The sequence below is a fragment of the Kitasatospora sp. NPDC003701 genome, from assembly GCF_053587085.1.
The window spans coordinates 18,462-37,757 of sequence record NZ_JBSFNM010000004.1 but is presented as its reverse complement, the minus strand read 5'-3'; the positions used below and the strand labels follow the sequence as shown (position 1 = coordinate 37,757).

Genomic DNA, 19,296 nt, shown 5'->3' with positions numbered 1-19,296 from the left:
GTACGGGGAGGGGCGGTGCCCGGGTGCGGCCGTTCGGGCCAGTGGGCGACGGCCCGCGCGCGGGCCGGTCGTGGCGCGCATACCGTGGCGATCGCTCCCCCCGTGGCCTCGTGGAGCGCCGCTCCGGGGCCGTTCGGCCCAGAGAGGCGCCCCGACCATGACGAAGACACGACGGCCGCTCGCCCCGCTCCCCCGCCGCTCCGTGCGGGCGGCCACCGCGGTACTGGCCCTGAGCGGTCTGCTGGCCGCCGCCGGGTGCTCCGGCGGGACGGCGTCCGACCCGCCGGCCGCCGGCGCGGTGACGGCGGTGCCCGCCGCCCTCAGCCCCTCGGCGTCCGCCTCCGGCTCCTCGGCCGGCTCCTCGTCCGGTTCACCGAGCGGGTCGGCGAGCGGGTCCGGTTCACCGAGCGCCGGCGCGTCCGGCTCCTCCGCCTCCGCCGGCGGCACCGTGGTCCCGCTCACCCCGGACGTGACCGCCCGGCTGGACGCGGCGGTGCAGCGGGTGCTGAGCGAGGCGTCCGTTCCCGGGGTGATGGTCGGTCTGACCACGCCCGACGGCAGCTACCTCAAGGCCTTCGGCGTCTCCGACAAGGTCGCCGGCACGCCGATGGTCACCGGGCTGAACATGCGGATCGGCAGCGAGACCAAGACCTTGACCGTCACCGGGCTGCTGCGGCTGGTCGACCAGGGCAAAGTCGGGCTGGACGACCCGGTCGGCACGTACATCGCGGGCGTCCCCGGCGGGGACGTGGTCACCCTGCGCCAGCTCGCCGACATGCGCAGCGGCCTCTTCAACTACAGCGCGGACCCGGATTTCCAGCAGGCCGTGATCAACGACCCGAACCGCGTCTTCACCCCGCAGCAACTGCTGTCGTACGCCTTCAAGCACCCGGCGGACTTCGCGCCGGGCACCGAGTTCGAGTACAGCAACACCAACACCGTGCTGATCGGCCTGGTACTGGAGAAGGTCGGCGGGCAGCCGCTCGACGTCTTCCTGAAGCAGCAGGTGTTCGACCCGGCCGGGCTGGGCCGGACGGTCTTCCCGACCGACGCCTCGTTCCCCCAGCCGCACGCGCGCGGCTACACCGATCAGACGCCGGACGGCACGGTCGCGGACGCCACCGACTGGAACCCGTCCTGGGCCTGGGCGGCGGGTGCGGCCATCTCCGACCTGGCCGACATGCAGAAGTGGGCGAAGGTGCTGGCCACCGGCACACTGCTGAAGCCGGCCACCCAGGCCGAACGGCTGGCGACGCCGCCCACACCGCTGCCGGGCGTCGGCTACGGGCTCGGGCTCTTCATCAACCACGGCTGGGTCGGGCACAACGGCTCGCTGCCGGGCTACCAGAGCGCGGTGGTCTACCTGCCGTCGGCGCAGGCCACCCTGGTGGTGCTGCTGAACACCGACATCTCGTCCCAGGGCGAGGAGCCGTCGACGCTCTTCGCCAAGGCGATCACCGAGATCGTCTCGCCGGGCAACGTCTACTCGTTCCCGCCCGCGGCGGGGAGCTCCTCGCCGACCGCATCGACGGCCTGACGATACGTCATGGTTCACTGCCCGGAGCCCGACCAGCGCCCCGGGCAGTGGACCTGACGGCCGATCAGATGCCCAGCACCCGGGCCAGGTCGTAGGAGACGGGCTCCTCCAGCTGCGCGTAGGTGCAGCTCTCCGGGGTGCGGTCCGGGCGCCACCGGCGGAACTGGGCGGTGTGCCGGAACCGGGTGCCCTCCATGTGGTCGTACGCCACCTCGACCACCCGTTCTGGGCGCAGCGCCACCCAGGAGAGGTCCTTGCCGCCGGTCCAGCGGCTGACCGCGCCGGGCAGCCGGGCGTCGGCGTGGGCGGCCTCGTCCGCCCAGCCGCCCCACGGGTGGGCGGAGACGTCGTCCATCCGCAACGGCGCGAGTTCCTCGACGAGTTCACGCCGCCGGGCCGTCGAGAAGGCGGCGCAGACCCCGACGTGCTGGAGCCGCCCCTCGGCGTCGTTGATGCCGAGCAGCAGCGAGCCGACCACCGGTCCGCTCTTGTGCTCGCGGTAGCCGGCCACCACGCAGTCGGCGGTGCGCTCGTGCTTGATCTTGAACATGGTCCGCTCCCCCGGCCGGTAGGGCTGGTCCAGCGGCTTGGCCACCACGCCGTCCAGTCCGGCCCCCTCGAACTCGGCGAACCAGCTCTGCGCCAGCTCGCGGTCGGTGGAGGCGGGGGCGGTGAAGACCGGGTCCGCGGCGTCGGCGAGCGCAGTCTCCAGGGCCGCGCGCCGTACCGAGAGCGGCTCGTCGAGCAGCGGGGCGCCGCCGAGCGCGAGCAGGTCGAAGGCGACGAAGGAGGCGGGGGTGCGCTCGGCCAGCAGCCGCACCCGACTGGCCGCCGGGTGGATCCGCTCCAGCAGCTCCTCGAACCGCAGCCGGCCGTCCCGGGCGATCACCACCTCGCCGTCCAGCACGCAGCGCGGCGGCACCTCCCGCTTCAGCGCCTCCACCAGTTCGGGGAAGTACCTGGTCAGCGGCTTGCCGGTGCGGCTGCCGAGCTCGACCTCGTCACCGTCGCGAAAGACGATGGTGCGAAAGCCGTCCCACTTCGCCTCGTACTGCATTCCCGGCGGGATCTTGGCCACCGACTTGGCGAGCATCGGCGCCACCGGCGGCATCACGGGCAGGTCCATGCGTCCGATCCTCGCGCCAACCGTTCCGGGGCGCGCGCCGGGCGGAGCGCGTCTAGCGTGAGAGGCATGGGCTCAGCCGTGGAACTGGATGTCGCCGGGCGCAGCGTCCGGCTGTCGAATCCGGACAAGGTGTACTACCCCGAGCGCGGCTTCACCAAGCTGGACGTCGCGCAGTACTACCTGGCCGTCGCGGACGGGGTGCTGCGCGGGCTGCGGGACCGGCCGACCACGCTGCAGCGGTTCCCGGACGGGGTCACCGGTGAGTTCTTCTACCAGAAGCGGGCGCCGAAGGGCCTGCCGGAGTGGCTGCCGACGGCACGGATCAGCTTCCCGAGCGGGCGGTCCGCCGACGAGATCTGCCCCACCGAACCGGCCGCCGTGCTCTGGGCGGCCAACCTGGGCTGCCTGACCTTCCACCCCTGGCCGGTGCGCCGCTCGGACACCGACCACATCGACGAACTGCGGATCGACCTCGACCCGCAGCCGGGCACCGACTTCCACGACGCCGCGCTGGCCGCGCACGAGCTCCGCGCGGTGCTGGAGGAGCACGGGCTGCGCGGCTGGCCGAAGACCTCCGGCGGGCGCGGGGTGCACGTGTACGTGCCGCTGGAGCCGCAGTGGACGTTCACCGACGGCCGGCACGCGGTGATCGCGCTCGGCCGGGTGCTGGAGCAGCGGATGCCGGGCCGGGTGACCACGGCGTGGTGGAAGGAGGAGCGCGGCGAGCGGATCTTCGTCGACTACAACCAGATGGCCCGGGACCGGACCATCGCCTCCGCCTACTCGCTGCGCGCCCGCCCCCGGGCGACCGCCTCCACGCCGCTGCGCTGGGAGGAGCTGGACGACGCCGCGCCGGAGGACTTCGACCTGCGGACGGTGCCGCCGCGGTTCGCCGAACTCGGCGATCTGCAGGCGGAGATGGACGAGCAGGCGTACCGGCTGGACGGGCTGCTGGAGCTGTACGAGCGGCAGCTGCGGGACGAGGGACTGGGCGAGCTGCCGTACCCGCCGGACCACCCGAAGGCCCCCGGTGAGCCGAGCCGGGTGCAGCCGAGCCGGGCGCGGAAGACCTGACGGGGCGGGAGGCCGGGCGGGGTGGGAGGCCGGGGCGGCGCGGGAGGGCCTGACGGCGCGGGGCGGGAGGCCGGGGCGGCCGCCTCGTTGGTGATCACTTAGGCTGGCGCCCTTCGAGCGGCAGGCTTCACGGGTGGAGGGGTGCGGGGTGGGCGAGCGCGAACTGCGGGAGATCCTGGCCGACGCGGCGGGCGGGCTGTTCCCGCCCTCGGACGGGTCGGTGACGGTGGTGCCGCAGCCCTCGGCACGCGAGGCCGGGGTGCTGTCGTTCTCCGCGCACGCCGTGGTCTTCACCGACGAGGACCCGGCCTGGGTGCACGCCGTGCTGGCCGCCGTACCGGGCGACCCGCTCGCCGCGCCGCTCTGCCCGCCCTTCCTGACCGCGTTCGCCGGGCGGACCGGCCGGGTGGTCAACAACATCGACCTGCTGACCGTGGCCGACCGGCTGCCCGGCGGCCCGCCGCTGCCCCTGGTGGAGGTCCGGGACCGGGCGCACCCCCGGGTGGTGCGCGCGCTGCGCTACCGCGAGGACGTCCGGGTGTTCACGGTCGACGGCGGGGTCCTGGTGCTCGGGCGCGGGGTGGCCGGGCGGTGGGAATGCGCGATCGAGGTGGATCCGCAGGCGCGCGGCCGGGGCCTGGGGCGCGCACTCGCGGCGAGCGCCCGGCATCTGCTGCCCGAGGGCGAGTGGATCTGGTCGCAGCAGGCGCCGGGCAACGCCACCAGCGTGCGGGCCTTTCAGGCGGCCGGCTTCCGCCCGGTCGGCGCGGAGACGCTGCTGGTGCTGGGGCAGCCGTGACCGGGAATGCCGACGGGACGGGCGGTCCCGGGGCGGCCGCGGGTGACGTGGTGGCCCCGGGCGACCTGGTGACCCCGGCTGACCTTGCGGCCCCGGGCGACCTGGTGGCGGTGCCGGCCCGGGTGCGGGAACGGCTGACGGTCCGCTTCGGCCCGGCGGTCGAGGCCTGGTGCACGGCACTGCCGGCGCTGGTGGACGACCTGGCCCGACGCTGGGGCCTGACGGTCCGCGCGGCCGGCGGCGGCGGGACGTCGCGGGTGTTCCGCTGCGAGCGCGGCGACGGCGCCACCGTCTGGCTGAAGCTGACGCCCGATCCCGAGGTGGCCGCGCAGGAGGCGACGGCGCTGCGGGCCTGGGCGGGGCTGCCCTGCGTGGTCCGGCTCCTGGAGACGGACGCGGCGGCGAACGCGCTGCTGCTGGCGGACGTGGCGCCGGGGGTGACGCTGCGCCGGCGGGCCTGGCACCCGGCGGAGGTGGCGCCGCTGCTCGGCGCCCTGCGGTCGGTGCCGGTGGACGGGCTCGCCCTGGGGCCGCTCGGTGACCGGGTGGAGTTCCTCTTCGACCTCACCGAGCGGCGGGCCCCCGGCGCGGTGCCGCCCGGGGCACGGGCCGCCGCCCGGGAGCTGGCCTCGGGCGGACCGCTCGCCCTGGTCCACGGGGACCTGCACCCGGCCAACGTCCTGGACGGCCCGGCCGGACCGGTGGCGATCGACCCGCGCCCCACCCTCGGGGATCCGGACTTCGACCTGGTGGACTGGGTGCTCGACGGCGTGACCGACCGCCCCGCACTGGAACGGCGGATCGCCGGCCTGAGCGCACTCGTCCCGGGCGCCGATCCGGTACGGGTCCTGGCCTGGTGCCGCACGCTCGCCGTGGTCGTCGCGGCCCCGCGCGCGGCGGCGGGGCGGCAGGACGCGGAGACGGCGTTCCTGCTGGAGCTGGCGGGGCTCTGACGCACACCCGCCGCACAGGAAGTCGGCCGGTCCGACGTCCTGTGCGGCGGGCGTGCGTCAGGGACGGTCGGCGGCCTCGCCGGAGAGGACGAAGCAGAGGAAGGCCACCCCGAGCATGACGCCGGTGGCGACGGGCAGCCCCACGAACAGCCGCTCCCAGGTGTTCGCACCACTGAGGCCGACGACGATCAGGAAGCCCGCCGCCGGCAGCGCGGCCAGTGCGGCCAGGGCCATCGCCAGCCAGTACGCCACCGCCTTCACCCCGGTCGTGTGGCAGACGCCGTCCGCACACCGGACGGGCGGGACCACCGAGCCCCTCACGTCCTCCTGGAGCACGGAGGAGTAGACGGGTTCGCCGTGCTCGGGGGTGAAGCGCCCCGGACAGACGTCGCGCGGGCCCTCCTGCGAGGGCGCGCAGACCCCGCGGACGTAGCGACCGGGCACGCCGGACCACCCGGCGGCCTGGGCGACGTGCGGAGCGGTGCTGCTCACCCCCCACAGGCCGAGTCCGCCCAGGGCCACCGCCACCGACACCACGAGCGCCCTGCCGAGGAACCGTCGCACCCGCCGCATCCCACGTCCCATCGCCGCACCGCCCGGTCGGCCCGCACCGCCCCTCCCGGGGGACGCGGACCGAGCGGCGCCCGGTTGCGCTCAGTCGGTGTGCGCGCCCTCCGGGGCGAGGGAGGCGATGATCCTTACCGCGTCGGCGATCTGATCGTCGGTCAGGTCGCCGCGGGCGGTGAGGCGCAGCCGGGAGACGCCGTCCGGGACGGAGGGCGGGCGGAAGCAGCCGACGGCGAGACCGGCGCGGCGGCAGTCGGCGGCCCAGGCGACGGCGGCCTCCGGGCCGGGGGCCCGGACCGAGACGACCGCCGCGTCCGGGGTGGAGGCGTGCAGCCCGGCGGCGGTGAGCCGGGCCGCCAGGCCACGGGCGACCTCGCGGGCCCGCTCGGCGCGGTGCGGCTCGGCCCGCAGCAGGCGCAGCGCGCCGAGGGCGGCACCGGCGGCGGCCGGGGCCAGGCCGGTGTCGAAGATGAAGGTGCGCGCCGTCTCGGTGAGGTGGCGGATGACCCGGCGCGGCCCGAGCACCGCACCGCCCTGCGAGCCGAGCGACTTGGACAGGGTGACGGTGGCGACGGTGTCCGGCTCACCGGCGAGCCGCGCGGCGGCCAGCGCGCCGGCACCGCCGGGGCCGAGGACGCCCAGCCCGTGCGCGTCGTCCACCAGCAGTGCGGCGCCGTGGGCGCGGGCGGCGGCGGAGAGGGCGGGCAGCGGGGCGGCGTTGCCGTCGACGGAGAAGACCGAGTCGGTGACCACCAGTGCCCGGCGGTGGGTGCGGTCGGCGAGCGCGGCGCGGACGGCGGCCGGGTCACTGTGCGGGGCGCGGTGGACATCGCCGCGGGCGAGCCGGCAGCCGTCGATCAGCGAGGCGTGGTTGTAGGCGTCGGAGACGATCAGGGTGTCCGGATCGGTGAGCGCGGTCAGCGCGGCCAGGTTGGCGGTGTAGCCGGAGGAGAACACCAGGGCGGCCTCCACCCCGCAGAACTCGGCCAGCTCGCCCTCCAGTTCGGTGTGCAGGGCGGTGGTTCCGGTGACCAGCCGGGAGCCGGTGGCGCCGCCGCCCCAGCGCAGCGCGGCATCGGCGGCGGCCCGGGTGACGACCGGGTGGCGGGTCAGCCCGAGGTAGTCGTTGCCCGCGAGGTCGAGCACCTCGTCCTCGGCCGGGCGGCTGCGCAGCGTCCGGGTGAGGCCCGCCCGGGCGCGCAGCTCGGCCGTCTCGTCGAGCCAGTCGAAGACGGCGGCGGGGTCGGGAACGGCGGCCGCCGAGGTGAGGACGGGTGCTTCGGACGCGGTGCGGTGGGCCATGTCCGGCACTCTGGCACGGCGGGCGCGGGCCGGGCAATGTGCGGATCGGCACATGTTCGGGCCGCCATTCGTGTCGCATCGACCCGGAATTCGCCGGCGGAAAAGCGCTCGATTCACTTCGCCGGCCGGTATTTCGCAGAGAATCCCCGGCCTTCCCCGGGCATCCTGCCATTCCGTCCGATCGGTTCCGTTCCCTCGCCGCACCCGGACCCGGACGCGGTGGACGCCTTCGGGGCCGCCGCCCTCAGGCACCCCCCGGCGCCGGGGCGCGGACGGGCGCGGCGGCGACGTGGCGGGCGGGCTGCCACCGCACACCGGTGACGCCCGCCCCGGGCGCCGGCGGCGTTCCCGTGCCGGGAGCACCCCGGGCTTTGCCCGGGGTGGACGCGAGCAGGCAAGATAGCCGGGTGACCCTCCTTGATCTGATGCCGAAGCCCGCCACCCCCGACGCGCTGTACGAGACGTTCGCCGCCTGGGCGGAGGAGCGCGGGATCACGCTGTACCCGGCGCAGGAGGAGGCCCTGATCGAGCTGGTGTCGGGGAACAACGTCATCCTCGCGACGCCGACCGGGTCGGGCAAGAGCCTGGTGGCGGCCGGCGCGCACTTCGCGGCGCTCGCGGAGGGCAAGCGGACCTTCTACACCGCGCCGATCAAGGCCCTGGTCTCGGAGAAGTTCTTCGACCTCTGCAAGATGTTCGGCACCGAGCAGGTCGGCATGATGACCGGCGACGCGAGCGTCAACCCGACCGCGCCGATCATCTGCTGCACCGCCGAGGTGCTGGCGCAGATCGCGCTGCGGGACGGCGCCCGGGCCGACGTCGGCCAGGTCGTGATGGACGAGTTCCACTTCTACGCGGAGCCGGACCGCGGCTGGGCCTGGCAGATCCCGATCCTCGAACTCCCGCAGGTGCAGTTCCTGCTGATGTCCGCGACGCTCGGCGACGTGCGCCGCTTCGAGGAGGACCTGACCCGCCGCACCGGCCGGCCGACCACCGTGGTCCGCTCGGCGACCCGGCCCGTCCCGCTCTTCTACGAGTACCGCCGCACCACCATGCACGACACCCTGGAAGAACTGCTGAAGACCGGTCAGGCCCCGGTCTACGTCGTGCACTTCACCCAGAAGGAGGCGGTCGAGCGGGCGCAGTCGCTGATGAGCATCAACATGTGCTCCAAGGCGGAGAAGGACGCCATCGCCGACCTCATCGGCAACTTCCGCTTCACCACCAAGTTCGGCCGCAACCTGTCCCGCTTCGTGCGGCACGGGATCGGCGTGCACCACGCGGGCATGCTGCCCAAGTACCGCCGGCTGGTCGAGCGCCTCGCCCAGGCGGGGCTGTTGAAGGTGATCTGCGGCACCGACACGCTCGGCGTGGGCGTCAATGTGCCGATCCGCACGGTGCTGTTCACCGCGCTGTCCAAGTACGACGGCGTGCGGGTGCGGGTGCTGCGCGCCCGGGAGTTCCACCAGATCGCCGGCCGGGCCGGGCGGGCCGGGTTCGACACCGTCGGGCAGGTCGTCGCGCAGGCGCCCGAGCACGTGATCGAGAACGACAAGGCCGTCGCCAAGGCGGGCGACGACCCGAAGAAGAAGCGCAAGATCGTCCGCAAGAAGGCGCCGGAGGGCTTCGTCGGCTGGTCCGAGGAGACCTTCGAGCGGCTGATCGCCGCCGACCCCGAGCCGCTGGTCTCCCGCTTCAAGGTGAGCCACGCGATGCTGCTGTCGGTGATCGGCCGGCCGGGCAACGCCTTCGAGGCGATGCGCAAGCTGCTCACCGACAACCACGAGGAGCGCGGCGCGCAGCGCCGGCACATCCGCACCACGATCGCCATCTACCGCTCGCTGCTGGAGGGCGGCGTGGTCGAGCGGCTGCCGGAGCCGGACTCGGAGGGCCGGATCGTCCGGCTCACCCTGGACCTGCAGGAGAACTTCGCGCTCAACCAGCCGCTCTCCACCTTCGCGCTGGCCGCCTTCGAACTGCTCGACCCGGCCTCGCCCTCGTACGCGATGGACGTCATCTCGGTGGTCGAGGCCACCCTCGACGACCCGCGCCAGATCCTCGCCTCGCAGCAGAACAAGGCGCGCGGCGAGGCCATCGGCGAGATGAAGCGCGACGGCATCGAGTACGAGGAGCGGATGGAGCGGCTCCAGGAGATCACCTACCCGAAGCCGCTGGAGGAGCTGCTCACCCACGCCTACGAGGTGTACCGGCGGGCGCACCCGTGGATCGGCGACCACGAGCTGCGGCCGAAGTCCGTGGTCCGCGACCTGTACGAGCGGGCGATGACCTTCACCGACTACGTCGGGCACTACGACCTGGCGCGCACCGAGGGCATCGTGCTGCGCTACCTGGCCGGCGCCTTCAAGGCGCTGGAGCAGACCGTCCCCGACGACATCAAGACCGACGACCTCAAGGACGTCATCGCCTGGCTCGGCGAGCTGGTCCGCCAGGTCGACTCCAGCCTGCTGGACGAGTGGGAGCAGCTGGCCAACCCGACCGACCCGCAGGCCCCCGAGGTCGTCGTGGACGACAGGCCGGCGCCGGTGACGGCCAACGCGCGGGCGTTCCGGGTGCTGGTGCGCAACGAGCTGTTCCGCCGGGTCGAGCTGGCCGCACTGGAGCACTACGACGCCCTCGGCGAGCTGGACGGCGAGTACGGCTGGAACGCGGACCGCTGGGCGGACGCGATGGACGGGTACTGGGAGGAGCACGACGACCTCGGGACCGGTCCGGACGCGCGCGGCCCGAAGATGCTGCTGATCGAGGAGGAGGACTCCTCGTGGAAGGTCCGGCAGATCTTCGACGACCCGGCCGGCGACCACGACTGGGGCATCAGCGCCGAGGTCGACCTGTACGGCTCCGACGAGGAGGGCCGGGCGGTCCTGCGGGTCACCTCGGTGGACCGGCTGGACGGCTGAGCGACCGGACGGCCCGAGCGGCTGAGCGTCCCCGGCGGCGGGGCCCCTTGCGGGTGGGCCCCGCCGCCGCGTCACATCCAGACGAAGGGCGCGCCGGCCGAGTAGGAGATCGCCCGGGTGGCCTCGTCGAGCACCTGCTCGGACCCGGGCGCCGCGGTGGTCGGGGTCCCGGCCGGGGTGGAGGCGGGCGGCGCGGCGGGCGGGGTGCTGTGCTGCTCGACGGGCCGCGAGCTGGTGACCGTCACGTAGTGGCCGACCTCCTCGACGCGCTGCTCCGAGCCCGGCCTGGCGGTGCCGGCGGGCTGGGCGGGGGCGGTGGAGGCGTCCTGGAGGATGAAGGCGAGCGCGCCCGGCTTGGCCCGCAGGGCCTCGGCGGCCTTCGCGGCGGCGGCCTGGTCGGCGAACCGCAGCAGGGTGACGCTGCTGAGCACCGGCTTCTCCTGGCCGGCGAAGCTGACGGAGAGGTAGGACTGGCAGCCGCTGTCGCGCAGCAGGTCCTGGGTGCGGTCCTGGAGGGTCTCGGAGCAGTTCTCGCCCTGCCGGACGCCGGAGCGCCTGCCCTTGTAGCCGCCGACCTCGATCAGCCGCTGCGCGGGGAAGAGGGTGTCGACGTTGAGGCCCTCGGGGTCGGCCGCGGCGCGCGGCGGCGGGCTGCCGACCACGGGCGGGCCGCTGGACGCGTCCTTGCTGGCCGGGCCGAGCCCGGGTATCCAGTCGCCGGGCGTCGGGCGGGTGATGATCCAGCCGCCGGCGGCCACCACGCCGACCACCACGATCCAGCCCACGACCCGGCGGGCGCCGATCCTCCCGGCCGGCTGCCGATAGGCCCCGGCCGGCCGGCCGGCGGCGTGCTGTTCCTGGTCACCCGATGACGGGGTGCGCTCCCCCTGCGTGGTCATGGCGCAAATTCTAAGCAGTGCGCGGGTGGTGGAGATCACGGGGGCGGGCCGTCGACGATCACTCGCACTACCGATCGGTAACCCGCCCCGCCGGCGACGTGACCTGCACCACTACCGTGAGCTGTGACACTGTGACAACTCGCACATCCTCCCGGGGATCTTCTGGTGGGTTTCCTCTGGCGTCGCCCGTCGGCCAGCAGGCAGGATCAGCCCCATGGATCTGCTCGATACCCTCACCGCCAAGGGCCTGCGCGGGGAAATCCCCACCCGCGAGGAGGCCCTGGCCGTCCTCGCCACCACCGACGACGAGCTGCTGGACGTGGTCGCGGCCGCCGGGCGGGTGCGCCGGCAGTGGTTCGGCCGCCGGGTCAAGCTCAACTACCTGGTGAACCTGAAGAGCGGGCTCTGCCCGGAGGACTGCTCGTACTGTTCGCAGCGGCTGGGCTCCAAGGCCGAGATCCTCAAGTACACCTGGCTGAAGCCGGACCAGGCCGCCGAGGCGGCCAGGGCGGGCGTCGCCGGCGGCGCCAAGCGGGTCTGCCTGGTGGCCAGCGGCCGCGGCCCGACGGACCGCGACATCGACCGGGTGGCCGACACCATCTCGGCCATCAAGGACGCCGACCCGGCGGTCGAGATCTGCGCCTGCCTGGGCCTGCTCTCCGACAACCAGGCCGAGCGGCTCAAGGCGGCCGGCGCCGACGCGTACAACCACAACCTCAACACCTCCGAGGGCACCTACGGCGACATCACCACCACCCACACCTACGCGGACCGGGTGGACACCGTGCAGAAGGCGCACGGCGCCGGCCTGTCCGCCTGCTCCGGCCTGATCGCGGGCATGGGCGAGAGCGACGGGGACCTGGTGGACGTGGTCTACGCGCTGCGCGAGCTGGGCTCGGACTCGGTGCCGGTCAACTTCCTCATCCCGTTCGAGGGCACCCCGCTGGCCAAGGAGTGGAACCTCACCCCGCAGCGCTGCCTGCGGATCCTGGCGATGGTCCGCTTCGTCTGCCCCGACGTCGAGGTGCGGATCGCGGGCGGGCGCGAGGTCCACCTGCGCTCGCTGCAGCCGCTGGGCCTGCACATCGCCAACTCGATCTTCCTGGGCGACTACCTGACCAGCGAGGGCCAGGCCGGCCAGGCCGACCTCGACATGATCAAGGACGCCGGCTTCGAGGTGGAGGGGGCCGGCGAGGCCACCCTGCCCCGGCACCGGGCCGACGTCGCCGCTGCCGCCGAGGGCGGCGCGTGCGGGACGGGCGGCGGCTGCGGGCCGTGCGGCGGGCACAGCGCCCCGGCCGTCGGGACCGCGGCGGTCGGCGAGGCGGTCGGCGAGGCGGTCGACGCCGCCGAGGCCGCCGTCGGGGCGGACAGCGCCGACGAGCTGCGCAGCGACCTCGTCCGGGTCCGTCGTCGCGGCGCCGGCACCGAGCTGGCACCCAACGCCTGACCGTCCCCAGGGAAAGACTCACCATGGCTCAGCTGCCCCATGACACCCTCCTCGCCCTCGACCGGGCGCACGTCTGGCACCCGTACGGTCCGATGCCCGGCACCGTCACCCCCTACGTCGTCGAATCGGCGTCCGGGGTGCGGCTGCGGCTCGCCGAGCCCGTCGCGGGCAGACGCGAGCTGGTCGACGGGATGTCGTCCTGGTGGGCGGCGATCCACGGCTACGGGCACCCGGTGCTGGACGAGGCCGTGCGGGACCAGCTGGGCCGGATGAGTCATGTGATGTTCGGCGGGCTCACCCACGAGCCCGCCGTGCGGCTCGCCGCCCGGCTGGTGGAGATCACGCCGGAGCCGCTGCGGCACGTCTTCCTGGCCGACTCCGGCTCGGTGGCGGTCGAGGTCGCCATGAAGATGTGCCTGCAGTACTGGCAGTCCGTCGGGCGGCCCGCCAAGCGGCGGCTGCTGACCTGGCGCGGCGGCTACCACGGGGACACCTTCCACCCGATGTCGGTCTGCGACCCGCAGGGCGGCATGCACCACCTCTGGGGCGGCGTGCTGCCCGGCCAGCTCTTCGCGCCGCAGCCGCCGGCCGGCTTCGACGCGCCGCTGGACGCCGGTTACGCCGCGGACTTCGCCGCGCTGGTGGAACGGCATGCGGATGAGCTGGCCGCCGTCATCGTCGAACCGGTGGTGCAGGGCGCGGGCGGGATGCAGTTCCACTCCCCCGCCTACCTGCGGATGCTGCGCGAGCTCTGCGACCGGCACGGGGTGCTGCTCGTCTTCGACGAGATCGCCACCGGGTTCGGCCGCAGCGGCGCGCTGTTCGCGGCCGACCACGCGGGCGTCTCGCCGGACGTGATGTGCCTGGGCAAGGCGATGACCGGCGGCTACCTGACCATGGCGGCCGCGCTCTGCACCGCCGAGGTCGCGGACGGGATCAGCCGGGGCGAGATGCCGGTGCTGGCGCACGGGCCGACGTTCATGGGCAACCCGCTGGCCGCGGCCGTCGCCAACGCCTCGATCGACCTGCTGCTCGGCCAGGACTGGCAGGTCGAGGTGAAGCGGATCGAGGGCGGCCTGCGGGACGGCCTGGCGGGCGCCGCCGAGCTGCCCGGGGTGCGGGACGTCCGGGTGCAGGGCGCCATCGGCGTGGTGCAGCTCGACCACCCGGTGGACGTCGGGGCGGCCACCGAGGCGGCCGCGCGGGAGGGCGTCTGGCTGCGGCCGTTCCGGGACCTCCTCTACACGATGCCGCCGTACGTGACGCAGGACGAGGACGTGGCGCGGATCGCCGCGGCCGTGACGGCGGCGGCGGTGGCCGGATGAGCGCGCGGATCCTCTTCGTCACGGGCACCAACACCGAGGTCGGCAAGACCGTCGCCACGGCGGCGGTCGCCTCGGCGGCGCTGCGCGGCGGCGCACGGGTCGCGGTGCTGAAGCCGGGCCAGACCGGCCTGGCCGCCGGCGAGCCGGGCGACGTCGACGACGTCCGGCGGCTGGCGGGCGCGCTCACCACGCGGGAGCTGGCCCGGTACCCGGAGCCGCTGGCGCCGAACACGGCGGCGCGGCGGGCCGGGCTGCCCCCGGTGTCGCCCGCCGAGGTGGCGGCGGCGGTCGCGGAGCTGGCCGCGACGCACGACCTGGTCCTGGTCGAGGGCGCCGGCGGGCTGCTGGTGCACTACGACGACGAGGGCCGGACCCTGGCGGACCAGGCCAGGGCGGTGATCGGGGCCGGTCTGGCGGCGGAGGTGCTGCTGGTCGCCTCGGCGGGGCTGGGGACGCTCAACATCGTCTCGCTCTCGGCGGAGGCGCTCCGGGCCCGCGAACTGCCGCTCGCCGGGGTGGTCGTCGGCTCCTGGCCGCGGCAGCCCGGCCTCGCCGAGCGCTGCAACCTCGCCGACCTGCCGCGGTCGGCGGGCGCCCCCCTGCTCGGCGCCCTGCCGGAACGCGCGGGCACCGCTGCGGACTTCGCCGCCCTGGCCACCGCCTCGCTGGCCCCCGAGCTGGGCGGCGTCTGGGACGTGGAGGCCTTCGCGCAGACCCACCGGCCGGCGGCCGGCTAGAGCCCGGGTGCGGGCGCAACCGGGCTCTCCCGGGGCCGCCCGCACCCGGGAGTGCCCAGATGCGCCCGGTCCGCGAAACGGACCGGGCGTTGTCGCGTGGGGGTGCCGGGCAGTTCGGCCGCGGCCGCCGGCGCGCCCCTCGTCGGACTGCCGGTAGGCCCACCGCGCCGGAGCCGGAGACCGTCGCCCCCGAAGGACCGCGCGGCGTGAGAACCCCCGCCCCGCCCGTTCCCGGCTCGCCGACCGGGCCCGGAACCGTCGCCGCGAGCCCCGCTCGGCGCGTCCGCCCGGGTTCCGGGCAGTCGGCGACTCCGGCCGTCGGCCGGACTTGAGATGCCCTTGACACGTTTATAGGTCTATACCATGCTGCGAGCGGCGCCCCGGCGGCGGGGCGAACTCCGCTTCCGCAGCGGGACTTCGGCACAGGTGACAGCTTCATACGGGGGAGATTGTTGTGCTCGTGCATGTCCTGGGACCACTTCGTGTCGATGTCGACGGAACCGCCGTGGCGCTCGGGGGCAGGCGGTCGAAGATCGTCCTGGCGACCCTCGCCCTGACCCCGAACTGGGTCGTGCCGCTCGACCGTCTGGTGGACACCGTCTGGGGCCCCGCACCGCCCGCGAGCGCCCTGACCCAGATCCGGATCTGCGTCTCCCAACTGCGCCGCGCCTTCGCCGAGGCGGGCGCGCCCACCGTGATCGAGACCCACCCGAACGGGTACCGACTCCGGGTCGGAGCAGGTGAGTTGGACGCCTCGGTGTTCAACGAGGAGGTGTCCCGGGCCCGCATGCTGGCCGCTCAGGGCGCACCGGAGGAGGCCATCGCGGGCCTGCGCCGGGCCCTGTCCCGGTGGACCGGGCCGGCGATGGCGGGCCTGGCCTGCCCGGCGGTGGAGGCCTGGGCCCGCCGGCTGGAGGAGAACCGGCTGCGCGCCGTCGAGGAGCGGATCCGGCTGGAACTCGGTCTGGGCCGGCACCAGGACCTGGTCGGCGAACTGGAGCAGTTGGTCGGCACGCATCCGTTCCGCGAGCACCTGCACGCGCAGCTGATGCTCGCCCTGCACCGCTCGGGCCGCACCGCCGAGGCACTGGCGGTGTACCGAAAGCTCCGTACCGTCCTGGTCGAGGAGCTGGGCATCGAGCCCGGGCCCGAACTGCGCGCCCTGGAGCGGGAGATCCTGCTGGGCGTGGCCGCGGTGGAGCTCCCCGGGGAGCCGGCGGCGGCCGGGCACCGGGCCCGGGCGGGTGGTGGCGCCCACCCGTCCCGGTGCCCGGTGTAGCGCCACCCTCGCGACGGCGCCGCGTCCGCCTCGCGAACACGCGGGCGGGCCAAGGGCGTTCAGCCCGCGTGGCGCCACCAGAACGACCCCGGCTCGTAGTGGTCGCGGACGCCGAGGGCGCGCCAGAGCGGTTCGGCGATCTGCCGCAGCTCCGGGTCGGCGTGGACGAAGGCGTCGGGCAGTTCCAGCTCGAAGCGCTCGGGGGCGGCCGTCAGCAGGGCGGCGAGCAGGTACTGCTCCGAGTAGTGCCGCCAGCGCCAGGAGTGCGGGTAGTCCGCCGGCAGCATGATGTCGTGGACGTGCACGATCACGCCGGGCTTGAGCCTGGGCAGCACCTCGAAGAAGAACACCGCGACGTCCGAGCCCATGTGCAGCCGGTGCGAACCGTCGAAGAAGACGATGTCGCCGGGCCCCAGTTCGGCGAAGACCCCGAGGTCCGCGTGTTGCAGCGGGGTGCGGATCACCTCGTCGCAGAGCCGGTCGACGGTGGCGCGGGGGGCCGGGTCGATCGAGGTGATCCTGGTCGCCAGCCCGAGGTCCTCGATCGCCCGGCGGGCGAACTTGGTGGAGTTGCCGGAGCCGATCTCCAGGTACCGCGCCGGGCGCTCCTCGGCCAGGAAGCCGTAGAGCGAGAGCGCGTCCAGCGGGGGCAGCCAGCCGTTGTTCCAGTAGGGGGTGGAGCCCGCCGCGGTGCCGCTCAGCGGGATCCCCCGGAGCAGTTCGGTCAGCTCCAGGAAGCCGGTCAGCCGCTTCGCGTAGCGCTCCCGGTTCTTCTCCAACAGCGTTCGCACCTCGGCGAGTTCGGCGCGCGGCTCGGGGGTGACGACGTGGTCCCAGAAGAGCGGCTTGCGCAGCCCGAACGCCCACAGGGTCAGGCCGTGCAGGACGGGCCGCTCCGCCAGCCAGTCGACCGGCTTGCGCAGCACGGGGAGCCGTTCCAGCAGCTCGACGCCGGAGGCGGTCCGGACGGCCGTCCGCAGATCCTTGAGCACCATCGTTGTTCCTTTCAGAGGGAGAGCCACAGGTCCTGCAGCCGGTGTTCGGAGATGCCGTCGGTGGGCCGGAAGTCGTAGCGGTGCACCCGCACCGGGCCGACGGTGAAGCTCCAGTCCAGCCGCCAGAACGGGAAGGAGCGGTTGACCGCGCTGTCCCAGTCGAAGCCGGCCGGCGCGGAGAACTTCCAACTGAGCGGCAGGAAGTCGTTGTTGGCCCGGATCGCGTCGTCCGCCCGGTCGCGCAGGCCGTCCAGGTCGCGCATCGACGCACTGGCGTTGAAGTCGCCCGAGATGAGCACCTGGTGCGGGTTGCCGGCCAAGTCCCGCTCCAGGCCTCGGATCTCCGCCCGGCGCCAGTCGAACTTGCGGCGGAAGTAGGAGTCGAAGTCGAAGTCCGAGAACGGGTCGAGGTCGGGGGCGAGCGGCACGGTGATGTGCACGTTGTAGACGCTGAACACCTTCGACCCGACCTGGAGGTCGGTGCGCAGCACCTTGTCCCGGGCGAAGACCCGGCCGAACGGGGCGTCCGGCTCCAGCTCGGCGCCCGTCCCGACGGCCGGCTGGGCCACGATCGGGTAGCGGGAGACGGTGAGCAGCTCGCCCCGCCGGGCGATGTGGTAGCCGGGGAACTCGGCGGCCAGCCGCGCGTCGTCGTCCAGCCGCAGGTAGCCGTCCTCGCCGCGGCCGGCCTGCCAGACCACGTGCTCCTGGAACAGGTAGACGTCGGCGTTCTGACGGTGCACCAGGTCGTAGAGCCGGTCCACGTCGGTGGCGGCGGCCCAGTACTGGGTGTTGAACGAGACGACGTGCAGCGCGCCGGCCGGTACCGTGCGCTCGCCGTGCCAGAGCGCGGGCCAGTTCAGCCCGGAGCCGGTGACCAGGGCGAGGAGCAGCGGGGGCAGGGCGAGGGCGGCGGCCCAGCGGCGGCGCCGGCCGCAGGCGGCGGCACTGGCGACCAGGAGCAGCAGGGGGATCGCCACCAGGAACACCGGCGGGGTGGCGTCGAGCAGGATGGCCCAGTGCCAGCGGCCGCTGACCGACCGGCGCAGCACCGCGTAGAGCAGCCAGAGCGCGGCCAGGCCGATCAGGGCCCGCCCGTACCAGGTGCGCAGCCGCCGGGCGATCCGGCGGGCCCGGGTCGGCGGCCCGGCGGCCGCCCCCGGCGAGGCGTCGCCGTCGCCGCCACCGGCCGAACCCCCGTCGCCGTCGACGTCGGCGTCGCCGTCGCGGGTCAGGGCGGCGTCCAGGGTGTACATCCGGCGGAACCGGCGGCTGACCGCGAACTGGGCGAGCCCGGCCACCAGACCGGCCAGCACGACCGCGTTGACCAGCAGGTGCGCCAGGGTGAAGAAGGCCAGGAACCCGAGCCCGCGCTCGCGCCGGACGAACCGGTACTGCCCGAGGTCGGTCAGCACGAAGCCGGTCACCGCCAGCGCCGTGATCAGCGCCGTCAGCGGCTGCCAGGCGATCAGCGGCAGGCTCGCCACCGCCAGCCCGGCCAGCGCCGAGGCCACCGCGCGGCCGGGGGTCTCCATCCCCTGCATCGCCCGGCCCCGGCCCAGGTAGAACGGGACCCGCAGCCGGCTGCGGACGAAGGCCTTCCGCAGCAGCGGCCGCATCCGGCTCTCGTCGGAGAGCCGGCCGCGGATCCGCGAGGTGAGCAGCATCGGGTGGAGCGCGGCGAGGCGTTCGGCGTGGTCGATCTCCTCGGTCTGCCGAAGGGCCCCGTTGAACCAGCCGGCCTCCAGGAAGGCCGCCCGGCGCACCGCTCCGAGCGCGTAGAAGCCGCCGCTGACCAGGCCCTCGGCGCTCTTGCGCCAGTAGTGGTACTGGAGGATCCGGTACTGCCCGACGGCGCCCTCGGGGAACAGCGGCTCCTTGTCGGGGACGCCGAACACCGCGCCGTACTCGGGGTGTTCCGTGAAGATCTCCACCGCCTGGGCGACGGCGTCCGGGTGCATGGCCAGATCGGCGTCCAGGAAGAAGAGGATCTCGCCGGCCGCGTGCCGGACCCCGAGGTTGCGCGACCCGCCCGGGCCGCCGTTGCGCTCGGCCCGGACCAGGGTGACGGGGTGGGCGGCGGCCAGCGCGGCGGAGTCGTCGGTGCTGGCGTCGTCGACGACGATCACTTCGACGGCCGGGTAGCTCTGCTCCAGGATCGAGCGCAGACAGAGGTCGACGGTGCGGCTGTCGTTGTACATCGGGACGACCACCGACACGAGAGGTGTGGGTGTGGGCATGGGACCTCGTTCGGAGTTCGGGGTTCGGGGTTCGGGACACGAGGGGGTTCAGGACATGAGCGGCACGAGGCGCACGAGAGCCGCGGGGGCCACGG

The 19,296-nt window shown here is 74.3% G+C and carries 15 protein-coding genes; 9 read left to right on the top strand and 6 right to left on the bottom strand.

Annotation, left to right across the window (positions count from 1 at the left end; genetic code table 11):
* The first annotated feature begins 157 nt into the window (after nucleotides 1-157).
* Nucleotides 158-1,537, top strand: a complete 1,380-nt coding sequence (locus ACWDRR_RS05270) for a serine hydrolase domain-containing protein (protein ID WP_449770830.1) — start codon at nucleotides 158-160, stop codon at nucleotides 1,535-1,537.
* A 64-nt stretch (nucleotides 1,538-1,601) separates the two neighbouring features.
* Here the strand turns inward: ACWDRR_RS05270 and ACWDRR_RS05265 are convergent, their stop codons facing one another.
* On the bottom strand, nucleotides 1,602-2,663 hold the full coding sequence (locus ACWDRR_RS05265; protein WP_449770829.1) for an ATP-dependent DNA ligase: 1,062 nt from the start codon (nucleotides 2,661-2,663) through the stop codon (nucleotides 1,602-1,604).
* 66 nt (nucleotides 2,664-2,729) lie between these two features.
* Here ACWDRR_RS05265 and ligD point away from each other — a divergent pair, with 66 nt between their 5' ends.
* The 3 genes from ligD to ACWDRR_RS05250 all read left to right on the top strand — a co-directional run bounded on the left by ligD (nucleotide 2,730) and on the right by ACWDRR_RS05250 (nucleotide 5,489).
* On the top strand, nucleotides 2,730-3,737 hold the full coding sequence (gene ligD, locus ACWDRR_RS05260; RefSeq protein WP_449770828.1) for a non-homologous end-joining DNA ligase: 1,008 nt from the start codon (nucleotides 2,730-2,732) through the stop codon (nucleotides 3,735-3,737).
* 148 nt (nucleotides 3,738-3,885) lie between these two features.
* A complete protein-coding gene (locus ACWDRR_RS05255) occupies nucleotides 3,886-4,536 on the top strand; it encodes a GNAT family N-acetyltransferase (RefSeq protein WP_449770827.1) in 651 nt (216 codons plus the stop codon).
* Nucleotides 4,533-5,489, top strand: a complete 957-nt coding sequence (locus tag ACWDRR_RS05250) for an aminoglycoside phosphotransferase family protein (protein ID WP_449770826.1) — start codon at nucleotides 4,533-4,535, stop codon at nucleotides 5,487-5,489. Before ACWDRR_RS05255 ends, ACWDRR_RS05250 begins: the two co-directional genes overlap by 4 nt.
* 57 nt (nucleotides 5,490-5,546) lie before the next feature.
* Here ACWDRR_RS05250 and ACWDRR_RS05245 read toward each other — a convergent pair whose 3' ends face one another.
* A complete protein-coding gene (locus ACWDRR_RS05245; protein ID WP_449770825.1) occupies nucleotides 5,547-6,053 on the bottom strand; it encodes a hypothetical protein in 507 nt (168 codons plus the stop codon).
* Between the two features lie 90 nt (nucleotides 6,054-6,143).
* Nucleotides 6,144-7,358: an 8-amino-7-oxononanoate synthase gene (locus ACWDRR_RS05240; protein WP_449770824.1), complete on the bottom strand. Its 1,215-nt coding sequence runs from the start codon at nucleotides 7,356-7,358 to the stop codon at nucleotides 6,144-6,146.
* Nucleotides 7,359-7,783: 425 nt separating this feature from the next.
* On the opposite strand from ACWDRR_RS05240, the gene ACWDRR_RS05235 reads away from it, so the two are divergent.
* Entirely contained in the window at nucleotides 7,784-10,276 is a 2,493-nt protein-coding gene (locus tag ACWDRR_RS05235; protein ID WP_449771036.1) for a DEAD/DEAH box helicase, read from the top strand.
* 71 nt (nucleotides 10,277-10,347) lie between these two features.
* Here ACWDRR_RS05235 and ACWDRR_RS05230 read toward each other — a convergent pair whose 3' ends face one another.
* Nucleotides 10,348-11,175 (bottom strand): hypothetical protein, encoded by an 828-nt coding sequence (locus ACWDRR_RS05230; RefSeq protein ID WP_449770823.1) that lies wholly within the window; start codon nucleotides 11,173-11,175, stop codon nucleotides 10,348-10,350.
* Between the two features lie 214 nt (nucleotides 11,176-11,389).
* Between ACWDRR_RS05230 and bioB the strand changes: the two genes are divergently transcribed.
* The 4 genes from bioB to ACWDRR_RS05210 all read left to right on the top strand — a co-directional run bounded on the left by bioB (nucleotide 11,390) and on the right by ACWDRR_RS05210 (nucleotide 15,966).
* Nucleotides 11,390-12,625 (top strand): biotin synthase BioB, encoded by a 1,236-nt coding sequence (gene bioB / locus ACWDRR_RS05225; protein ID WP_449770822.1) that lies wholly within the window; start codon nucleotides 11,390-11,392, stop codon nucleotides 12,623-12,625.
* Nucleotides 12,626-12,648: 23 nt separating this feature from the next.
* Nucleotides 12,649-13,950, top strand: a complete 1,302-nt coding sequence (locus ACWDRR_RS05220) for an adenosylmethionine--8-amino-7-oxononanoate transaminase (protein ID WP_449770821.1) — start codon at nucleotides 12,649-12,651, stop codon at nucleotides 13,948-13,950.
* Nucleotides 13,947-14,687 carry a dethiobiotin synthase gene (gene bioD, locus ACWDRR_RS05215; protein WP_449770820.1) on the top strand — a complete coding sequence of 247 codons (741 nt, stop codon included), beginning with the start codon at nucleotides 13,947-13,949 and terminating at the stop codon, nucleotides 14,685-14,687. Before ACWDRR_RS05220 ends, bioD begins: the two co-directional genes overlap by 4 nt.
* Before the next feature lie 505 nt (nucleotides 14,688-15,192).
* Nucleotides 15,193-15,966, top strand: a complete 774-nt coding sequence (locus tag ACWDRR_RS05210) for an AfsR/SARP family transcriptional regulator (RefSeq protein WP_449770819.1) — start codon at nucleotides 15,193-15,195, stop codon at nucleotides 15,964-15,966.
* Between the two features lie 59 nt (nucleotides 15,967-16,025).
* Here ACWDRR_RS05210 and ACWDRR_RS05205 read toward each other — a convergent pair whose 3' ends face one another.
* Both ACWDRR_RS05205 and ACWDRR_RS05200 read right to left on the bottom strand, forming a co-directional pair.
* Nucleotides 16,026-16,961, bottom strand: coding sequence for a class I SAM-dependent methyltransferase (locus ACWDRR_RS05205; RefSeq protein WP_449770818.1), 936 nt, complete (start codon nucleotides 16,959-16,961; stop codon nucleotides 16,026-16,028).
* Between the two features lie 11 nt (nucleotides 16,962-16,972).
* On the bottom strand, nucleotides 16,973-19,201 hold the full coding sequence (locus ACWDRR_RS05200; RefSeq protein WP_449770817.1) for a glycosyltransferase: 2,229 nt from the start codon (nucleotides 19,199-19,201) through the stop codon (nucleotides 16,973-16,975).
* Nucleotides 19,202-19,296: the final 95 nt, after the last annotated feature.

Bases quoted from the DNA above. Each gene is read 5' to 3' on its own strand.
- ACWDRR_RS05270 (WP_449770830.1), top strand. From the start codon at position 158: ATGACGAAGACACGACGGCCGCTCGCCCCGCTCCCCCGCCGCTCCGTG.
- ACWDRR_RS05265 (WP_449770829.1), bottom strand. From the start codon at position 2,663: ATGGACCTGCCCGTGATGCCGCCGGTGGCGCCGATGCTCGCCAAGTCG.
- ligD (WP_449770828.1), top strand. From the start codon at position 2,730: ATGGGCTCAGCCGTGGAACTGGATGTCGCCGGGCGCAGCGTCCGGCTG.
- ACWDRR_RS05240 (WP_449770824.1), bottom strand. From the start codon at position 7,358: ATGGCCCACCGCACCGCGTCCGAAGCACCCGTCCTCACCTCGGCGGCC.
- ACWDRR_RS05235 (WP_449771036.1), top strand. From the start codon at position 7,784: ATGCCGAAGCCCGCCACCCCCGACGCGCTGTACGAGACGTTCGCCGCC.
- ACWDRR_RS05230 (WP_449770823.1), bottom strand. From the start codon at position 11,175: ATGACCACGCAGGGGGAGCGCACCCCGTCATCGGGTGACCAGGAACAG.
- bioB (WP_449770822.1), top strand. From the start codon at position 11,390: ATGGATCTGCTCGATACCCTCACCGCCAAGGGCCTGCGCGGGGAAATC.
- ACWDRR_RS05220 (WP_449770821.1), top strand. From the start codon at position 12,649: ATGGCTCAGCTGCCCCATGACACCCTCCTCGCCCTCGACCGGGCGCAC.
- bioD (WP_449770820.1), top strand. From the start codon at position 13,947: ATGAGCGCGCGGATCCTCTTCGTCACGGGCACCAACACCGAGGTCGGC.
- ACWDRR_RS05205 (WP_449770818.1), bottom strand. From the start codon at position 16,961: ATGGTGCTCAAGGATCTGCGGACGGCCGTCCGGACCGCCTCCGGCGTC.
- ACWDRR_RS05200 (WP_449770817.1), bottom strand. From the start codon at position 19,201: ATGCCCACACCCACACCTCTCGTGTCGGTGGTCGTCCCGATGTACAAC.